At 66.2% G+C, this 16,239-nt stretch carries 18 protein-coding genes; 4 read left to right on the forward strand and 14 right to left on the reverse strand.

Annotated elements, in window-relative coordinates; genetic code table 11:
• Positions 1 to 7: 7 nt before the first annotated feature.
• The 3 genes from folP to J2X92_RS16370 are packed head-to-tail and all read left to right on the forward strand — an operon-like array spanning position 8 to position 2,726.
• Complete coding sequence (gene folP / locus J2X92_RS16360) at positions 8 to 910, forward strand: dihydropteroate synthase (protein ID WP_307577002.1); 903 nt, start codon at positions 8 to 10, stop codon at positions 908 to 910.
• Positions 907 to 2,250 (forward strand): phosphoglucosamine mutase, encoded by a 1,344-nt coding sequence (gene glmM / locus J2X92_RS16365; RefSeq protein ID WP_307577003.1) that lies wholly within the window; start codon positions 907 to 909, stop codon positions 2,248 to 2,250. The genes folP and glmM overlap by 4 nt, the downstream gene beginning before the upstream one ends.
• Positions 2,247 to 2,726 carry a GNAT family N-acetyltransferase gene (locus J2X92_RS16370; protein ID WP_307577004.1) on the forward strand — a complete coding sequence of 160 codons (480 nt, stop codon included), beginning with the start codon at positions 2,247 to 2,249 and terminating at the stop codon, positions 2,724 to 2,726. Before glmM ends, J2X92_RS16370 begins: the two co-directional genes overlap by 4 nt.
• 83 nt (positions 2,727 to 2,809) lie before the next feature.
• Here the strand turns inward: J2X92_RS16370 and J2X92_RS16375 are convergent, their stop codons facing one another.
• The 9 genes from J2X92_RS16375 to lexA form a co-directional block, all read right to left on the reverse strand.
• Complete coding sequence (locus J2X92_RS16375) at positions 2,810 to 4,081, reverse strand: acyl-CoA dehydrogenase family protein (protein ID WP_307577005.1); 1,272 nt, start codon at positions 4,079 to 4,081, stop codon at positions 2,810 to 2,812.
• Positions 4,082 to 4,111: 30 nt separating this feature from the next.
• Positions 4,112 to 5,218 (reverse strand): phosphotransferase, encoded by a 1,107-nt coding sequence (locus J2X92_RS16380; RefSeq protein WP_307577006.1) that lies wholly within the window; start codon positions 5,216 to 5,218, stop codon positions 4,112 to 4,114.
• A 1-nt stretch (position 5,219) separates the two neighbouring features.
• Positions 5,220 to 5,939: a Crp/Fnr family transcriptional regulator gene (locus tag J2X92_RS16385; protein ID WP_307577007.1), complete on the reverse strand. Its 720-nt coding sequence runs from the start codon at positions 5,937 to 5,939 to the stop codon at positions 5,220 to 5,222.
• Between the two features lie 59 nt (positions 5,940 to 5,998).
• On the reverse strand, positions 5,999 to 6,778 hold the full coding sequence (locus J2X92_RS16390) for an oxepin-CoA hydrolase, alternative type (protein WP_307577008.1): 780 nt from the start codon (positions 6,776 to 6,778) through the stop codon (positions 5,999 to 6,001).
• A 31-nt stretch (positions 6,779 to 6,809) separates the two neighbouring features.
• Complete coding sequence (locus tag J2X92_RS16395; protein WP_307577009.1) at positions 6,810 to 8,330, reverse strand: 3-hydroxyacyl-CoA dehydrogenase; 1,521 nt, start codon at positions 8,328 to 8,330, stop codon at positions 6,810 to 6,812.
• Between the two features lie 127 nt (positions 8,331 to 8,457).
• Entirely contained in the window at positions 8,458 to 9,615 is a 1,158-nt protein-coding gene (locus tag J2X92_RS16400) for an MFS transporter (RefSeq protein ID WP_307577010.1), read from the reverse strand.
• Between the two features lie 58 nt (positions 9,616 to 9,673).
• Positions 9,674 to 10,681, reverse strand: a complete 1,008-nt coding sequence (locus J2X92_RS16405) for a D-2-hydroxyacid dehydrogenase family protein (RefSeq protein WP_093023609.1) — start codon at positions 10,679 to 10,681, stop codon at positions 9,674 to 9,676.
• A 92-nt stretch (positions 10,682 to 10,773) separates the two neighbouring features.
• Positions 10,774 to 11,145 (reverse strand): hypothetical protein, encoded by a 372-nt coding sequence (locus J2X92_RS16410; protein ID WP_307577011.1) that lies wholly within the window; start codon positions 11,143 to 11,145, stop codon positions 10,774 to 10,776.
• A 135-nt stretch (positions 11,146 to 11,280) separates the two neighbouring features.
• Positions 11,281 to 11,955, reverse strand: coding sequence for a transcriptional repressor LexA (lexA, locus tag J2X92_RS16415; protein WP_055796803.1), 675 nt, complete (start codon positions 11,953 to 11,955; stop codon positions 11,281 to 11,283).
• A gap of 73 nt (positions 11,956 to 12,028) precedes the next feature.
• On the opposite strand from lexA, the gene J2X92_RS16420 reads away from it, so the two are divergent.
• Positions 12,029 to 13,024 carry an asparaginase gene (locus tag J2X92_RS16420; protein WP_307577012.1) on the forward strand — a complete coding sequence of 332 codons (996 nt, stop codon included), beginning with the start codon at positions 12,029 to 12,031 and terminating at the stop codon, positions 13,022 to 13,024.
• Between the two features lie 12 nt (positions 13,025 to 13,036).
• On the opposite strand, the gene adk is transcribed toward J2X92_RS16420, so the two are convergent.
• The 5 genes from adk to J2X92_RS16445 form a co-directional block, all read right to left on the reverse strand.
• Entirely contained in the window at positions 13,037 to 13,693 is a 657-nt protein-coding gene (gene adk / locus J2X92_RS16425; protein ID WP_307577013.1) for an adenylate kinase, read from the reverse strand.
• Positions 13,694 to 13,827: 134 nt separating this feature from the next.
• Entirely contained in the window at positions 13,828 to 14,601 is a 774-nt protein-coding gene (gene kdsB / locus J2X92_RS16430) for a 3-deoxy-manno-octulosonate cytidylyltransferase (RefSeq protein WP_307577014.1), read from the reverse strand.
• Positions 14,598 to 14,780, reverse strand: a complete 183-nt coding sequence (locus J2X92_RS16435; RefSeq protein ID WP_028260080.1) for a Trm112 family protein — start codon at positions 14,778 to 14,780, stop codon at positions 14,598 to 14,600. The genes kdsB and J2X92_RS16435 overlap by 4 nt, the downstream gene beginning before the upstream one ends.
• On the reverse strand, positions 14,761 to 15,801 hold the full coding sequence (gene lpxK / locus J2X92_RS16440; protein WP_307577015.1) for a tetraacyldisaccharide 4'-kinase: 1,041 nt from the start codon (positions 15,799 to 15,801) through the stop codon (positions 14,761 to 14,763). Before lpxK ends, J2X92_RS16435 begins: the two co-directional genes overlap by 20 nt.
• Positions 15,802 to 16,230 (reverse strand): ExbD/TolR family protein, encoded by a 429-nt coding sequence (locus J2X92_RS16445; RefSeq protein ID WP_370878406.1) that lies wholly within the window; start codon positions 16,228 to 16,230, stop codon positions 15,802 to 15,804.
• Between the last annotated feature and the right edge of the window lie 9 nt (positions 16,231 to 16,239).

Raw genomic sequence — 16,239 nt, forward strand, 5'->3', positions numbered from 1 at the left:
GTGCCGCATGACGAAGGCCCCTGCAACCGTCTGGCAGACGGCGCGCTTTGCCGTCGATCTGGCGCAGCCACGCGTGATGGGCATCGTCAACGTCACCCCTGATTCCTTTTCCGACGGTGGAGCGCATGCTTCCACCGAAGCTGCGCTGCGCCATTGCGAGCAGTTGTTGAAAGAGGGCGCCGACATCCTCGATATTGGCGGCGAATCGACCCGCCCGGGCAGCCCGGCCGTGCCGCTCGACGCCGAACTGGCGCGCGTGCTGCCCGTGGTCCGCGAAGCGGTCAGGCTCAACGTGCCGGTGTCCGTCGATACCTACAAACCGGAAGTGATGCACGCGGTGCTCGATCTGGGCGCCGACATCATCAACGACGTCTGGGCGCTGCGGCAGCCCGGTGCGCGCGAAGCCATGGCCGCGCATCCGTCATGCGGCATCTGCCTGATGCACATGCATCGCGACCCGCAGACCATGCAGACGGCGCCAATGCAGGGTGACGTGGTGCCCGAGGTGCTGTCATTCTGGGTGCAGCAGGTGGCGCAGCTCCTGGCGCTGAAAGTCGATCCCTCGCGCATCACGCTGGACCCTGGCATTGGTTTCGGCAAGACCGTGCCGCAGAATTTCGCCCTGCTGGCGCGCCAGCGCGAGTTGCTGGGCGCCGGCTTCCCGCTGCTTCTGGGCTGGTCCCGCAAGTCGTCGATCGGCGCGGTGAGCGGCATCCAGATTGCCAGCGGACGCATCGTGCCGAGCGTGGTCGCAGCGGTGCTCGCGGTGGAGCGGGGCGCGGCCATCGTGCGGGTGCACGACGTGCGCGACACCGTGTCGGCGCTTGCCGTGTGGCGCGCCATGAAGGCTGAAGAGCCGCATCCCGATCTGCAAGTTTCACAAGATCAACAACAGGAGGAGATCCCTTGACCCGAAAATACTTTGGTACCGACGGCATCCGCGGTACGGTCGGCCAGTCGCCCATCACTCCTGATTTCGTGCTGCGCCTCGCGCATGCCGTGGGCCGCGTGCTCAAGAAGAGCCAGTCGCGTCCCACGGTGCTGATCGGCAAGGACACTCGCATCTCGGGCTACATGCTCGAAAGCGCGCTCGAATCGGGCTTCAATTCCGCCGGCGTCGACGTGGTGCTGCTCGGCCCACTGCCGACCCCCGGCGTGGCGTACCTGACGCGCGCGCAGCGTGCCAGCCTGGGCGTGGTGATCAGCGCCAGCCACAACGCCTACCCGGACAACGGCATCAAGTTCTTCAGCGCGCAGGGAACCAAGCTCGACGACGAGTGGGAGCTTGCGGTGGAGGCTGTGCTCGAGGAGGCTCCCGTTTGGGCAGCCTCGGCCGAGCTTGGCAAGGCGCGCCGTCTCAATGACGCACCCGGCCGCTACATCGAGTTCTGCAAGAGCACCTTCGCCAACGACCTCACGCTGCGCGACATGAAGCTGGTGATCGACGCGGCGCATGGCGCGGCCTACCAGGTGGCGCCCAACGTGTTCCACGAACTCGGCGCAGAGGTCACCAGCATCGGCTGCGCCCCCGACGGACTGAACATCAACAAGGGCTTCGGCGCCACGCATCCCGCCGCACTGGTCGCGGCCGTGACGGCGCAGAAAGCCGACTACGGCATCGCGCTCGACGGCGATGCCGACCGCCTGCAGCTCGTCGACGCGAGCGGGCGCCTGTTCAACGGCGACGAACTTCTCTACCTGATGGTGGCCGAGCGCATCGCGCGCGGCGACAAGCCCGTCGGCGTGGTCGGCACGCTGATGACCAACAAGGCCGTCGAGGTGGCGCTGCGCGGGCAGGGCATCGAGTTCGTGCGCGCCAAGGTGGGCGACCGCTATGTGCTCGAAGAGCTCGACAAGCGCGGTTGGCTGCTGGGCGGCGAAGGTTCGGGCCATCTGCTGGTGCTCGACCGCCACACCACCGGCGACGGCATCGTGAGCGCGCTGCAGGTGCTGCAAGCCTGCGTGCGCAGCGGCAAGACCGTGGCGCAGCTGCTTGCGGATCTCACGCTGTTCCCCCAGGTCCTGATCAATGTTCGGCTGGCGCCCGGCCAGGACTGGAAGAACAACGAGGGTTTGGTCCGCGAAACGCAGCGCACCGAAGCCGAGCTTGGCGACGGCGGCCGCGTACTGATTCGCGCAAGCGGCACCGAGCCGCTGGTGCGCGTGATGGTCGAGGCGCGTGACGCCAAGCAGGCCGAGGCCTGCGCGAAGCGCCTCGCCGCGACCCTCGAGTCCGCGCAGCAACGATGATCGAGGTCGTTCTCGTCGATTACCGCAACGCCGCGCAGGCAGCTGCGCTGGTCGACCTGCTCGATGCCTATGCGCGCGATCCCGCTGGCGGCGGCACGCCGCTCGATGCCAGCGTGCGCGCCGGGCTGCCCGCGGCATTGGCCGCGCGGCCGCAAGCCTTCAGCGTGCTGGCGTACGACGGTGCACAGCCGGTCGGCCTCGTCAATTGCATCGAAGGGTTTTCGACCTTCGCCTGCAAGCCGCTGGTCAATGTGCACGACGTGGTCGTGCTGGCCAGCCATCGCGGCCAGCGCGTTGCGCAGCGCATGTTCGCGCGGGTGGAGCAGGAGGCAAGGGCGCGTGGTGCCTGCAAGCTCACTCTGGAAGTGCTCTCGGCCAATGCGCCAGCGCTGCGCAGCTACGAGCGTGAAGGGTTCATCGGCTATCAGCTCGACCCCGCGTTCGGGCACGCGGTGTTTTTGCAGAAGAAGCTCTGAAAAAAGAAAAAGGGCCGGGGCGCATTTGGCGCCGTCGGCCCTCACCCCGACCCTCTCCCCGAGGGGAGAGGGAGTAAGACAAATCAGAAGCGCGTAACGGGCGGCTCGGCTTCGGTCTTGCTGAGCGCGTACTTGCCCAGCTCCCACTTCGCGATTGCATTGCGGTGCACTTCGTCCGGACCGTCCGCAAAGCGCAGCGTACGCGCACCGGCGTAGGCGTAGGCCAGCGGAAAGTCGTCGCTCATGCCGCCGCCGCCATGCACCTGCATGGCCCAGTCGATCACCTGGCAGGCCATGCTCGGCGCCACTACCTTGATCATCGCGATCTCGTTCTTCGCGACCTTGTTGCCGGCCACGTCCATAAGCCATGCGGCCTTGAGCGTGAGCAGGCGGGCCATGTCGATCTTGCAGCGCGCTTCGGCAATGCGTTCCTGCGTGACGGTCTGCGAAGCGACCGTCTTGCCGAAGGCCACGCGCGACGAGGCGCGCTTGCACATCAGTTCGAGCGCGCGCTCGGCCAGGCCGATGAGGCGCATGCAGTGGTGAATGCGTCCGGGGCCAAGCCGGCCTTGGGCAATTTCGAAGCCGCGGCCTTCGCCGAGCAGGATGTTGTCGACCGGCACGCGCACGTTCTCGAAGTACATCTCCACGTGGCCGTGCGGCGCGTCGTCGTACCCCATCACGTTGAGCGGGCGCACGATGCGGATGCCCTTGGCGTCCGCCGGCACGATGACCATGCTCTGCTGCGAGTGCTTCGGCGCGTCAGGATCGCTCTTGCCCATGGTGATGAACACGGCGCAGCGCGGATCGGCGGCACCCGAGATCCACCACTTGTGGCCATTGATCACGTACTCGTCGCCCTGGCGTTCGATACGGGTCGAAATGTTGGTGGCGTCGCTCGATGCGACGTCCGGTTCGGTCATCGCGAAGGCCGAGCGGATCTGGCCTTCGAGCAGCGGCTTGAGCCAGCGCGCCTTGATGGCTTCGGAGCCATAGCGGGCAATGGTCTCCATGTTGCCGGTGTCCGGCGCCGAGCAGTTGAAGGCTTCCGATGCCCATGGCACGCGGCCCATGATCTCGGCCAGCGGTGCGTATTCCTGGTTCGTGAGGCCGGCGCCTTCATAGCCCGACGCGGATGCACTGTCGACCGGCAGGAACAGGTTCCACAGCCCCTGGGCCTTGGCCTTCTCCTTGACCTTCTCAACGGTCTTGAGCGCGGTCCAGCGCTTGCCGGCGGCCGTGTTGGCGGCCAGTTCGGCCGAATACTCGGCTTCGGCCGGGTAGATGTGCTCGTCCATGAACGCGCTCACGCGCTTCTGGAGTTCCTTGGTTTTTGCCGAGTATTCGAAGTCCATCGTTTGTCTCCTGGTGGGGGTGTGAGGCAGCTACGCCTTTTGGGCAAACTGCCAGGCCATCTCGGCCATCGGTCGCGCGCCGCGGGCAGAGGCCACGGCCTGCTCGCTCGATGCGGTACCGGCCTCGACCCGCTTGGCAATGCCTTGCAGGATCGCGGCCATGCGAAACAGGTTGTAGGCCTGGTAGAAGTTCCAGTCGGGCGCCAGCGCCTGGGGCGTGGTGATGCGCGTGCGCTCGCAGTAGCGGCGGATGTATTCGCTCTCGGTGGGAATGCCCAGCGCCGCGACGTCCACGCCGCCGATGCCGCGGCCGGTGGTGGGAGGCATGTGCCAGGACATGCAGTGGTAGCTGAAGTCTGCCAGGGGATGGCCCAGCGTGGAGAGCTCCCAGTCGAGCACCGCGATGATCCGCGGCTCCGTGGCGTGGAACATCACGTTGTCCAGGCGATAGTCGCCGTGCACGATCGAGACCTTGGTCTCGTCGCGCGCGCTTTCCGGCATGTGGGCGGGGAGCCAGTCGATCAGGCGCTCCATGGCCTCGATCGGCTGCGACAGTTCTCCGGCACCATCGGTCGAGGCCTTGTACTGTTTGCTCCAGCGGCCGATCTGCCGCTCGAAGTAGTTACCTGGCTTGCCGTAGTCCGCCAAACCGCGCTCCGTGAACTTCACTGTGTGCAGCGCAGCGATGACGCGGTTCATCTCGTCGTAGTGGGCCGTGCGCTCGGCATTGCTCATGCCCGGCAGCGACTGGTCCCAGAGCACGCGGCCCTGCATGAACTCCATCACGTAGAAGGCGCGGCCAATGATGGCTTCGTCCTCGCACAGGCAGTGCATGCGCGGCACGGGCACGTCGGTGCCGGCAAGGCCGCTCATGACCTTGAATTCGCGCTCCACCGCATGGGCCGACGGCAGCAGCTTGGCAACCGGCCCAGGCTTGGCGCGCATCACGTAGCTCTGCGTGGGCGTGACGAGCTTGTAGGTCGGGTTCGACTGGCCGCCCTTGAACATCTCCACAGTGAGCGGACCCTTGAAGCCATCGAGGTTCTTCTCGAGCCAGGCTGCGAGTGCGTCGACGTCGAAGGCGTGCTGCTGCGAAACCGCGCGGGTGCCAATGAAGTTGGAGAAGTCCTGGCTCATGTCAGATGTCCGCTTCGGAGACGCGCATCAATGCGACGCGGTCGAGGACCACGAGGCCGCCCGGCTCGATGCGGATGGTGCCCTCGCGTTCCATGGTCTTGAGTTCCTGGTTGACGCGCTGACGCGATGCGCCGAGCAGCTGCGCCAGTTCTTCCTGCGCAAGTTGCAGCCCGATGCGCATCTGGCTGCCGTCTTCCAGGTTTGGCACGCCGTAGCTGCGCACCAGGTGAATGAGCTGTTTGGCCAGCCGCGCGCGCAAGGGCAGGGTGTTGAGGTCTTCCACCAGCCCGAAGAGTGTGCGGATGCGGCGTGCCTGCAGACGCATGAGCGCTTCGTACAGCTCTACGTGCGCTGCCAAGATTTTCTGGAAGTCGGCACGCGCCACGCAGAGGATGGTGGTGTCCCCATGCGCATAGGCGTCGTGCGTGCGCCGGTCCCCGTCGAACATCGCCACGTCGCCGAACCAGATGCCCGGCTCCACGTAGGTCAGCGTCACCTGCTTGCCTGACACGGCCGTGGAACTGACGCGCACCGCGCCCTTGGCGCAGGCAATCCAGTGGTCGGGAGGGTCGCCGCGGGCGGCGATCAGGTCGCCGTCCTTGTAGCGTTTGACGAAAGCACATCGGAGAATGTCGTGCCGCAGCGAGGGAGATAGAGAAGAAAACCAGCGACCACTGTTGATCGCTTCACGTTCTTCGATGGTAAGAATGGGGTCGTCCATTGGTCTGTCCTGTCGGCGACTGAAAGGCTGGAGGGTGTCACGAGAGCGACGTTGCGCTGCTACTCGTACTGCGGAGGCTTTTTCTCGAGAAACGCGGCAATGCCGATGCCGGCATTCGGGTGGTGCAGGTTGCGCACGAAATGGTCGCGCTCCTGCGAGAGCTGCGACGCGAACGTGGTGCCGCGCGCCTCGCTCAGCAGCTCCTTGATGCTGGCAAGCGAGTTCGGCGCGCGAGCGTTGAGCCGGGTTGCCAAGGCCAGCGCGCTGGCGAGTGCCTGGCCGTTTTCGCTCAGTTCATTGACCAGCCCGAGCGCATGCAGTCGCGGTGCGCCAATGCGCTCGCCGCACATCAGCCACTCGCTCGCCAGCTGGCGTGGCAATGCCTGGCCCAGGTGCCAGCTCAGGCCGCCATCGGGCGACAATGCCACGTTGCTGTAGGACGCCGCAAAAATCGCATCGCGCGCAGCGACGACGAAATCGCAGGCCAGCGCAAGCGAGAAGCCGGCGCCTGCCGCCGCGCCTTCGACCGCCGCGATGATGGGCTTGGGAAAGGCGCGGATTGAATCGATCCAGTTGTGCAGGCCCTCGATGCTTTCGGCCTGCACCGAAGGATCGCGCTGGCGGTTGTCGGACAGCCGCTGCAGCGAGCCGCCGGCGCAGAACCATGCGCCTTCGCCCACGATGACCACGCTGCGGATTTCATCGCTGCTCTCGGCGCCGTTGAGCGCCTCGATGCCCGCGGCGTAGATCTCGGGGCCCAGTGCATTGCGCTGTGTCGGGTTGGCGATGGTGAGCACCATGGTGCGTCCCTCGCTGGTGCTCTTCAGTTCGGCGGTCATCGCTGTGATGCTTTCGTTGGTGTTGGCTTGTTTATTCTTCTTCGTGCAGCAGGCTCAGGCCCAGCGCGCCGCGGCGGCGCAGCCACGGGCTCGGGCGATAGCGCGGATCGCCGTAAACGGTCTGCAGGTTGAACAGCACCTCGAGCATGTTGGTCGGGCCATACAGGTTGCCCATGGCCAACGGACCGCGCGGGTAGCCGAGGCCCAGCTGAACCGCGGTCTCGAGATCGGCCGGCGAGCAGACGCGCTGCTGGCACATGTCCGCGGCAATGTTCACGATGGTGCCGATCACGCGCTGCGTGACGAAGCCGCCGCTGTCGCGGATCACGCTCACGGCCTTGCCGTCGCGCGCGAAGAGGGCATGCGCCGCATCGCGGATGTCACGCCGCGTGGCCGGATTGGTGGCGAGCACGCGCCGCTTGGTGGCCGCATCGTCAATCAGCATGTCGATGCCGACGGTGCGCGTGGCATCCAGGCGTTCGACTGCGGCCACCGTGGTCACGTCGAAGCCCAATGGCGCAACCAGGATCACCGATCCGGGTGCGGGCGCGGCGCCGCTGTCGATCTGGGCGCCGAGCGCATTCACCAGCCGCAGCAGTTCCGCCCGCCTTGCAGCACGGGGAGAGACCCAGACCGAGGGCAGCGCCTCGACCGTGGGGGTCGGGGCTTCGGCCACCTGCTGCATCACGCCATCGTGGTACTTGTAGAAGCCCTCGTTGGTCTTGCGGCCCAGCACGCCCGCCGCAAGGCGCTGGGCCGTGATGACGCTCGGGCGGAAGCGCGGCTCCTCGTAGTACTGGCGATAGATCGATTCCATCACCGGATGCGACACGTCGAGCGCCGTCAGGTCCAGCAGTTCGAACGGGCCTAGGCGAAAGCCGGCCTGCTCCTTGAGAATGCGGTCGACGGTGGCGAAGTCGGCCACGCCTTCGCCAACGATGCGCAGCGCCTCGGTACCGTAGCCGCGCCCGGCGTGGTTGACGATGAAGCCCGGCGTGTCTTGCGCCTGCACGGCGCTGTGGCCCATCTGCACCGCGTAGCCGGCCAGCTGCTTGCAGACTTCGGCGGAGGTTTTGAAGCCGGCCACCACCTCGACCACCTTCATCAGCGGCACGGGGTTGAAGAAGTGAAAGCCCGCCACCCGCTCCGGCCGCTTGAGCTCGGCGGCGATGGCCGTGACCGACAGCGACGATGTGTTGGTGACGAGCGTGGCCGCGGGCGAGACCACCGATTCGAGTTCGCGGAACAGCGAACGCTTGACCTCGAGGTCTTCAACCACCGCTTCGATCACGAGGTCGCACTGGGCGAGGGCTGCTACCGAATCGACCGTCTTGACGCGTGCGATCTGCGCATCGCGCGCCGCGGCGTCGATCTTGCCCTTCTCGTGCAGCTTGTTCCATTGGGCCGCGAGAGCTTCGCGCCCGCGCTCTGCGGCGCCGGCGAAGCTGTCGAGCAGCAGCACTTCGCTGCCTGCCTGGGCGGCGATCTGGGCGATGCCTCTGCCCATGGCGCCGGCGCCGACGACGCCGATCCGGGTGTAGTTCACTGTCATTGAAAAAGATTTTCGCTGGTTGATGAGGCCGGCCCTCTTGCAGGCGTTGGGCCCCTGAATTTGCGCAGCCTTCGATTTTGCAGCCATGGACCGCGGGCGCGTGCCCGGTTTTACGCGGGTCCGCGTTTCAGGCCGCGCGGCGGCTGCGATCGATGGCCACGCTCAGGCCGATGGCGAGCAGCAGCAGGGAAAAACCGACCCAGTTCATCCACGAGACCGCATCGTTGGCAAGCAGCCATCCGCCCAGCCCTGCACCGACTGCCTGGCCAATGTAGATGCCCGAGCTGTTCAGCGCCACCGAGCCCGGCGCCAGAGCCGGGGCCAGGCCCACCAGGCGCGCCTGCTGCGCGGAATTGGTCGCGAAGCAGCCCAGACCCCAAGGTACGAGCACCGCCGCAAGCCAGGGGAGCGTGCCGGCCCAGGGCCAGAGAAAGAGGCTGAGCGCAATCAACGAACTTGTCAGCAGCACCATGCGGCCGGCGCCCGCCCGGTCGATGAACCGGCTCACGAGCATGTTCCCAACCAGCCCGAAGGCGCCGAACAGCGCCCACATCAGGCTCAGCGTGGTGGGATCCGCACCGAAGTTCCGCTTCAGCAATGGCCCGAAATAGCTGAACAGGACGAATTGGCCGCCACCCTGCAACGCCGTAACCGACACGATGCCCATCAGCACCGGGCTGCGGAGCACGCGCGACCATGCGGCGGCCGTCAGCGCGGCGGGCCGGATGCCGCGCGGCAGCGTCAGCCAGATCGACGCCGCACTCACGATGCTGAGCAGCGCAATGGCCGTGAAAGCCATGCGCCAGCCCAGGTGGCCGCCAATCAGCGCGCCGAGCGGCAGGCCCAGAACGGAAGCCATCGACCAACCGAGAAAGACGAAAGTCACGGCACGCCCGCGCTGCTCCTGCGGCACCAGCATGCCGGCACAGGCCGCGGCCTGGGGCGTGAAGATGGCCGGTGCGACAACCGTGAGCATGCGCACTGGCAGCAGTGCGCCAAAACTTGGCATCAAAGCCGCAATGACATGCCCAGCGGCATACCAGAGGAGGGTGAGGGCGAGCAGATGGCGGCGGTCCCAGCCCGCGACCACGGCCGCCAGCAACGGAGCGCCGAGGCACATCACGACCGCGGCGGCCGTGATCAACTGGCCCGCGGTGGCAACGGTGACGGCAAGCGATGTGCTGATTTCATTGAGCGTGCCGGGCACCACCATCACGCCCGTGCCGATCACGAAATTGCCGGCCAGCAGCGCCCAGAGCGCGCCCCGCGGCGCCGGCCGGCTCACTGAAGAACCTTCGCCTTCGGCCGCGGTATTCGCCTTGGGGCGGCCCGGCGGCGCGGGATCACCGGCGAACCTGCAGCGCGCCGGGATTCACGATGTTGGTGGGGTTGCCTTTGATGAAGCTCACGACGTTGTCGAAAGCCTGGCCGAAATAGCTTTCGTAGCTGTCCTGCTCCACATAGCCGATGTGCGGCGTGCAGATGCAGTTTTCCAGGCGAAGCAGCGCGTGGCCCTGCAGCGGCGGCTCGCTCTCGAACACGTCGACGGCAGCCAGCCCCGGACGGCCGCGGTTGAGAGCGGCCAGCAGCGCATCGGCCTCGACCAGTTCGGCACGCGAAGTGTTCACGAAGAGTGCCGTAGGCTTCATGCGCGAAAGGTCTTCGAGCTTGACGATGCCGCTGGTTTCCTCGTTGAGCCGCAGGTGCACCGACAGTACGTCGGCGGCGGCAAAGAATTCGTGGCGGTTCTGCGCGACCTGGAAGCCGTCGGAGCGGGCCTTGGCGCAGCTGGCCTCGCGCCCCCAGATGACCACCTGCATGCCGAAGGCTTGCCCGTAGCGCGCCACCAGCTGGCCGATGCGGCCATAGCCCCAGATGCAGAGCGTCTTGCCCTTGAGCACCGAGCCCAGCCCGAAGTTGGGCGGCATCGAGGCCGACTTGAGCCCCGATTGCTGCCAAGCCCCGTGCTTGAGGTTGCTGATGTACTGCGGCAGGCGGCGCATGGCCGCCATGATCAGCGCCCAGGTCAGCTCGGCCGGCGCCTGGGGAGAGCCGGTGCCCTCGGCCACGGCCACGCCTCGCTCGGTGCAGGCGGTGACGTCGATGTGGCCACCCACGCGCCCCGTCTGCGAAATGAGCTTGAGCTTGGGCAGCTTTTCGATCAGCTGGCGTGAGATGTGGGTGCGCTCGCGGATCAGCACGATCACATCGGCATCCTTCAGGCGAACTGAAAGCTGGCCGATGCCCTTGACCGTGTTGGTATAGACCTTGGCCGCGTACGCGTCCAGCTTGGCGGCGCAGCGCAATTTGCGCACGGCGTCCTGGTAATCGTCGAGGATCACAATGTTCATGGCGTGCCATTGTGCCTCGCAGCATTGACCTGACGCTCGCGTGAACGTTTGGATACCCGCCCCGGGCCATGGTCGCCGGGGCTTGCACGGATTCAGTGCAGGTGCGTGGGGCGGGCTGCGGTGCTGAGCGTTTCCATGGCTTCGAGCGCAGCGAGCCGGTCGAGTTCGGCGCAGACATCGGCCATTCGGCCTGAGATCACCATGCGGTTGGTGCTGCGTTTTTGGCCCTGGGGTCCGTCGACCACGCGGATGACACGAAGCGGACGGCTCGGTGCCGCCGCCGCCTTGGGTGGTGCCGAGGCGTGAGCCCGCGCCGTGCAAGCAGGCCGTACCGCAACGTAGCGCAACCCTGCGGACGCACTGCCGCTGTCGCGGTGACGAGGCCGGCGCGAGGGCAACAGCCGGCTTGCCAGTGATTGCAGCGGCATCCACAAATCAACGATGGTGAGGAGGGCGATTCCCATGTGAACTCCAAAAAAGTCTGAGGTTGAACACAGGCAGGATTTCTTTGAAGGGACGCAACAGGGTGATGGCGACATTGCGCCATACGCCCGCCACCTGTTGCGGCCGGATGGGGATGCTGGTGCAGGCCGAAGGGCCTACATCAGCATGGTGTTGCGAATGAGGCCGACCGCCAGGCCTTCGATTTCGAATGGTTCGCCGGGCTGGACAATGATGGTGGGGTAGTCGGGGTTCTCGGCGTGCAGTTCGATGACCTGCTTGTTGCGCTTGAGGCGCTTGACCGTGACCTCATCGCCGAGGCGCGCCACCACGATCTGGCCGTTGCGTGCTTCCTTGGTGGCTTGCACCGCGAGCAGGTCGCCGTCCATGATGCCGGCGTCGCGCATGGACATGCCGCGCACCTTAAGCAGGTAATCGGGCTGGCGCTGAAACAGCGTGTTCTCGACGTAGTAGGTCTGGTCGACGTGCTCTTGCGCGAGGATGGGCGAGCCCGCCGCGACGCGGCCAATGAGGGGCAACGCAAGCTGCGCCATGCCGGGCAGCGACAGCGAAAACTGGTTGTTGCGCGACTCGTTGAGCGAGCGCAGCGCGTCGCCCTTGAGGCGAATGCCGCGCGAAGTGCCGCTGACGAGTTCGATCACGCCTTTGCGTGCCAGAGCCTGCAGGTGCTCCTCGGCCGCGTTGGCCGACTTGAAACCCAGCTCATTGGCGATTTCGGCCCGCGTGGGCGGAGCGCCGGTACGGGCGATGGCGCTCTGGATCAAATCCAGGATTTGCTGCTGGCGGGCGGTAAGCTTCACGGCGAACTGCATATGTGGGTTCCTTGCGGCACTGGCTGAATATCCAGTACCTGTATTTTTAACCAGTTTTTAAAAGTTGGCAAGCATGGTCAATTCCCTTTCATCGGGCGCGCGGCGTGTCGTGGTGCTGGGCACCGGCGGAACCATCGCAGGCCGCGCCGCCAGCGGCGGTGACAACATCGGCTACACCGCAGGGCAGGTGGCGGTGACTGACCTGCTTGGCGGTATCGATGCGCCAGAGGGTGTGCTGCTCGAAGCCGAGCAGGTGGCGCAGCTCGACAGCAAGGACATGGGCTTCAATGTCTGGCTGCAACTCGCGCAGCGCTGCGCATTCTTTCTATCCGAGGCCGACGTGGCGGGGGTGGTGATCACGCATGGCACCGACACCATCGAAGAGACAGCATTTTTTCTCCAAGCGGTGCTTGCACCCAGCAAGCCCGTGGTGCTGACCTGTGCCATGCGTCCGGCAAGCTCGCTTTCGCCAGACGGCCCGCAGAACGTGCGCGACGCCATCGCCGTTGCGACTACGCCGGGGGCGCAGGGCGTGACGGTAGTCTGCGCGGGCACCGTCCACGGTTCGCTGGATGTGCAGAAGGTGCACACCTATCGCCCGGATGCGTTTTCATCGGGCGATGCGGGACCAGTAGGCTACGTGGAAGAGGGGGAGGTGCGGCGTCTTCGCGATTGGCCAAGTTTGCCGATGAGCAGGCTCGCGAAAATCCTTGCGATGAAGGCGGGCGACGCGTTGCGCTGGCCGAGGGTCGAGGTCGTCACTAGCCATGCTGGTGCGAGCGGCGCCATTATCGATTTGCTGTTGCAGGAGCGGACCGCGGGCGTGGCCGAGCCGATTCGCGGACTGGTTCTGGCCGCGACGGGCAACGGAACGGTGCATCACGCGCTGGAGGCTGCTGCGCTGCGCGCCCAGGATGCGGGAGTGGCCGTGCTGCGCGCAACCCGTTGTGCGAATGGGCGCATTCTGCCGAAGGCTGATGATCGCTTGCGCGACGCCGGTGCCCTGACGCCAGTCAAGGCACGCATCGCGTTGATGCTGGAACTGATCGAGTCGCCAGGGGCCGCCTGAGGCGGCGCGCGATCAGCTGCTCAGGGCAGCCAGGGCGCGTTGGGTGATCTCTTCGACCGTGCCGACGCCCTTGATGGCGCGGTACTTCGGGGCGGTGGCCGGATCGGCCTTCGCCCAGGCCGAGTAGTACTCGACCAGCGGACGCGTCTGCTGGCTGTAGACCTCGAGCCGCTTGCGCACGGTTTCTTCCTCGTCGTCCTTGCGTTGGATCAGGTCTTCGCCGGTGACGTCGTCCTTGCCCTCGACCTTCGGCGGGTTGAACTTCACGTGATAGGTGCGGCCCGACGCAGGGTGCGAGCGCCGGCCGCTCATGCGTTCGATGATGTCGCTGAACGGCACGTCGATTTCAAGCACGTAGTCGAGCTTGACGCCGGCTGCCTTCATGGCGTCGGCCTGCGGAATGGTGCGCGGGAAGCCGTCGAACAGGAACCCATCGGCGCAATCAAGTTGTGCGATGCGTTCCTTCACGAGGTTGATGATCAGGTCATCACTCACCAAGCCACCTGATTCCATCACGGCCTTGGCCTGCTGGCCAAGCGGCGTACCGGCCTTGACGGCCGCACGAAGCATGTCGCCGGTGGAAATTTGAGGAATGCCGTACTTCTGGCAGATGAAAGCCGCTTGCGTGCCTTTGCCCGCCCCGGGCGCGCCCAGCAAAATTAGTCTCATGGTGTCCTCGGACGGTTCTTGGATCTTGTGTCGCACCCAGCGCCGGCCCTAGAGCCGTGCAAGGCGGAATTGCGTCGAGGATAGCATGCGTAAGCGTGAAGAATTTCCGTCAATCGCCGCGGTATTGATGCAACTCAAGGGGCCAACTGGGCTGCAAAGACCGCGCGCACGCGAGCAAGGTCTTCGGGCGTGTCGATGCCCGGGCCCGGAGCCACCTGGCTGACATGCACCGCGATGCGATGCCCGTGCCACAGCGCACGCAATTGTTCGAGCGCTTCGGTGGCTTCGATGGGAGCCGGCGCGAGCGAAGGGAACTTGCGCACGAAACCGGCGCGGTAGCCGTAGATTCCGATGTGGCGCAGCGGCTGAGGTGACGGCAGCACGGAAGGCGGCGCGCCGCCAGCGGAGCCGTCGCGCCACCACGGAATGGGCGCGCGGCTGAAGTAGAGCGCGTTGCCCTTTGCATCGAGCACGGCCTTCACCACGTTCGGGTTCAGAAAGTCGTCGAGGGAATCGATCTCGTGGACTGCCGTGCTCATGGCGCATTCCGGGTGAGCTGCCAGCTCAGAGGCAACCGCGTCGATCAGGGCGGGATCGATCAGCGGCTCGTCGCCTTGCACGTTGACGACGATGTCGTCGCCGTCCAGGCCCAGTTGTTCGCAGGCTTCGGCCAGCCGGTCGGTTCCGCTGGGATGGTCTTGGCGGGTCAGGATGGCCTGCACGCCATGCGCCGCGCAGGCTGCGACGATGGACGGATCGTCGCCAGCCACCACCACGCGCGCCGTGCCGGACTGACTTGCGCGCTGGGCGACGCGCACCACCATAGGCAGGCCGGCAATGTCGGCCAGCGGTTTGTTGGGGAGCCGGGTCGACGCCAGCCGGGCCGGCACCAGGACGGTGAAGCTCACAGCCCCAGCTCTTCGTCGGACAGCGTGCGCGCCTCGTTCTCGAGCAGCACGGGAATGCCGTCGCGCACCGGATAAGCGAGGCGTGCGCTGCGCGAGCAGAGCTCCTGCTTCTCGGGGTTCCAGGTCAATGGGCCCTTGGTGACAGGGCAGACGAGCAGTTCAAGCAGCTTGGGATCCATCGAGCGATGATAGCTTTGCATCGAGAGCCGCGAAGAACTGCGGTTCGGGTGCGAAATGCAATGGCACGGCCAGCGCATCCGGGGCATGCCGCCAGAGCTTGACGGCGTCTTTTTCCGTGCAGAGGAGGGGGTGTTCAAGACCGGAAGGACGTTGCCAGCCGCCGAAGTCGAAATGGTCGGGCAGCGCGATCGTCTTGGTCAGTGTGAGGCCGCGCGCGCGCAGCATGCCGAAAAATGCTTCCGGCCGCGCGATGGCCGCAAGCGCGATCACCGGTGTACCGGCCAGCGCGTCAAGTGGCGTGCGCTGTCCGTCGCTCGCAACCGCGTCTTGCGCGAGTGCGCGGGTGGCGGTGTAGCCGCCCTCGAACGCCGGGTGCTCGCCACTGTGGAGCACCAGGTCGCAGGGGCGCGGCCATTGTTCGCGAAGAGGTCCGGCCGGCAGCCGCCAGCCATTGCCCACGCCGCGGTCGTCGAACACGCAGATCTCGACGTCGCGTGCGAGCGCCAGGTGCTGCAGCCCGTCGTCGCTCACGATGACCTGCGTGGCCGGGTGACGGGCGAGCAGCGCACGCGCGGCTTCGACGCGGCGCCGCGCCACGAACACGGGTGCGCCGGTGGCACGGCGGATCAGCGCCGGCTCGTCGCCGACATCCTGCGGATCGCTTTCATCGAGCACTTCACGGCAATCGTCGGTGCGGCGGCCGTAGCCGCGCGACACCACGCCGACGCTAAGGCCGCGGGCCTGCAGATGCCGAACCACGGCCATCACCACCGGCGTCTTGCCGGCACCGCCCGCAATGACGTTGCCGACGACGATCACCGGGACGCGCACGCGGTACGCCTTCAGCCAGCCTATTCTGTAGAGCCTGCGCCGCAAGCTGAAAAGCGCCGCATACAGCAGCGACAGCGGCCACAACAGCCAAGCCAATGGGCCGCGATGAAGCCAGGCGCGTTGAAGCCGTGAGGCCGGCGCGCTGGCCGCACCGCTGTTGCCAGTCGTGCGGCGGCCCTGCAACGGCACTCAATGCCCTGCCTGGGCCGACGACGACTGGGCTGCGAAAGTGATCTGGACCAGGCCCGCGCGGCGTGCGGCTTCCATCACCGTGATGACGGACTGGTGCGGGCTGCTCGCGTCGGCGCTGATGATCACCACGCTGTCCTTGCCGGCGGTGGCTGCCGCTCCCAGCGCGGCAGCCACCGTGGCCACGTTGCGGTCCGCCAGGGGCGTCTTGTTGATCGAGTAACGGCCGTCGGCGGACACCGCCACGATCACTTCCTTGGGATAGTCGCGCTGCGAATCGACGTCCGCCGTCGGCAGGCGCAGCTGCATCTCGGTGAACTTGCTGTAGGTGGTCGAGAGCATCAGGAAGATGAGGACGACCAGCAGCACGTCGATGAACGGGATCAGGTTGATCTCGGGTTCGTCGCGCGCGCCGTGGCGAAACTGCATGCGGCCGCG

Origin of the sequence: Variovorax paradoxus (genome assembly GCF_030811855.1) — a bacterium.
Classification (GTDB): Bacteria; Pseudomonadota; Gammaproteobacteria; order Burkholderiales; family Burkholderiaceae_C; genus Variovorax; species Variovorax paradoxus_L.

Excerpts from the sequence above, each read along its gene's own strand:
- folP (WP_307577002.1), top strand. The coding sequence starts at position 8 with ATGACGAAGGCCCCTGCAACCGTCTGGCAGACGGCGCGCTTTGCCGTC.
- J2X92_RS16370 (WP_307577004.1), top strand. The coding sequence starts at position 2,247 with ATGATCGAGGTCGTTCTCGTCGATTACCGCAACGCCGCGCAGGCAGCT.
- J2X92_RS16375 (WP_307577005.1), bottom strand. The coding sequence starts at position 4,081 with ATGGACTTCGAATACTCGGCAAAAACCAAGGAACTCCAGAAGCGCGTG.
- J2X92_RS16380 (WP_307577006.1), bottom strand. The coding sequence starts at position 5,218 with ATGAGCCAGGACTTCTCCAACTTCATTGGCACCCGCGCGGTTTCGCAG.
- J2X92_RS16385 (WP_307577007.1), bottom strand. The coding sequence starts at position 5,939 with ATGGACGACCCCATTCTTACCATCGAAGAACGTGAAGCGATCAACAGT.
- J2X92_RS16390 (WP_307577008.1), bottom strand. The coding sequence starts at position 6,778 with ATGACCGCCGAACTGAAGAGCACCAGCGAGGGACGCACCATGGTGCTC.
- J2X92_RS16395 (WP_307577009.1), bottom strand. The coding sequence starts at position 8,330 with ATGACAGTGAACTACACCCGGATCGGCGTCGTCGGCGCCGGCGCCATG.
- J2X92_RS16405 (WP_093023609.1), bottom strand. The coding sequence starts at position 10,681 with ATGAACATTGTGATCCTCGACGATTACCAGGACGCCGTGCGCAAATTG.
- J2X92_RS16410 (WP_307577011.1), bottom strand. The coding sequence starts at position 11,145 with ATGGGAATCGCCCTCCTCACCATCGTTGATTTGTGGATGCCGCTGCAA.
- lexA (WP_055796803.1), bottom strand. The coding sequence starts at position 11,955 with ATGCAGTTCGCCGTGAAGCTTACCGCCCGCCAGCAGCAAATCCTGGAT.
- J2X92_RS16420 (WP_307577012.1), top strand. The coding sequence starts at position 12,029 with ATGGTCAATTCCCTTTCATCGGGCGCGCGGCGTGTCGTGGTGCTGGGC.
- adk (WP_307577013.1), bottom strand. The coding sequence starts at position 13,693 with ATGAGACTAATTTTGCTGGGCGCGCCCGGGGCGGGCAAAGGCACGCAA.
- J2X92_RS16435 (WP_028260080.1), bottom strand. The coding sequence starts at position 14,780 with ATGGATCCCAAGCTGCTTGAACTGCTCGTCTGCCCTGTCACCAAGGGC.
- J2X92_RS16445 (WP_370878406.1), bottom strand. The coding sequence starts at position 16,230 with ATGCAGTTTCGCCACGGCGCGCGCGACGAACCCGAGATCAACCTGATC.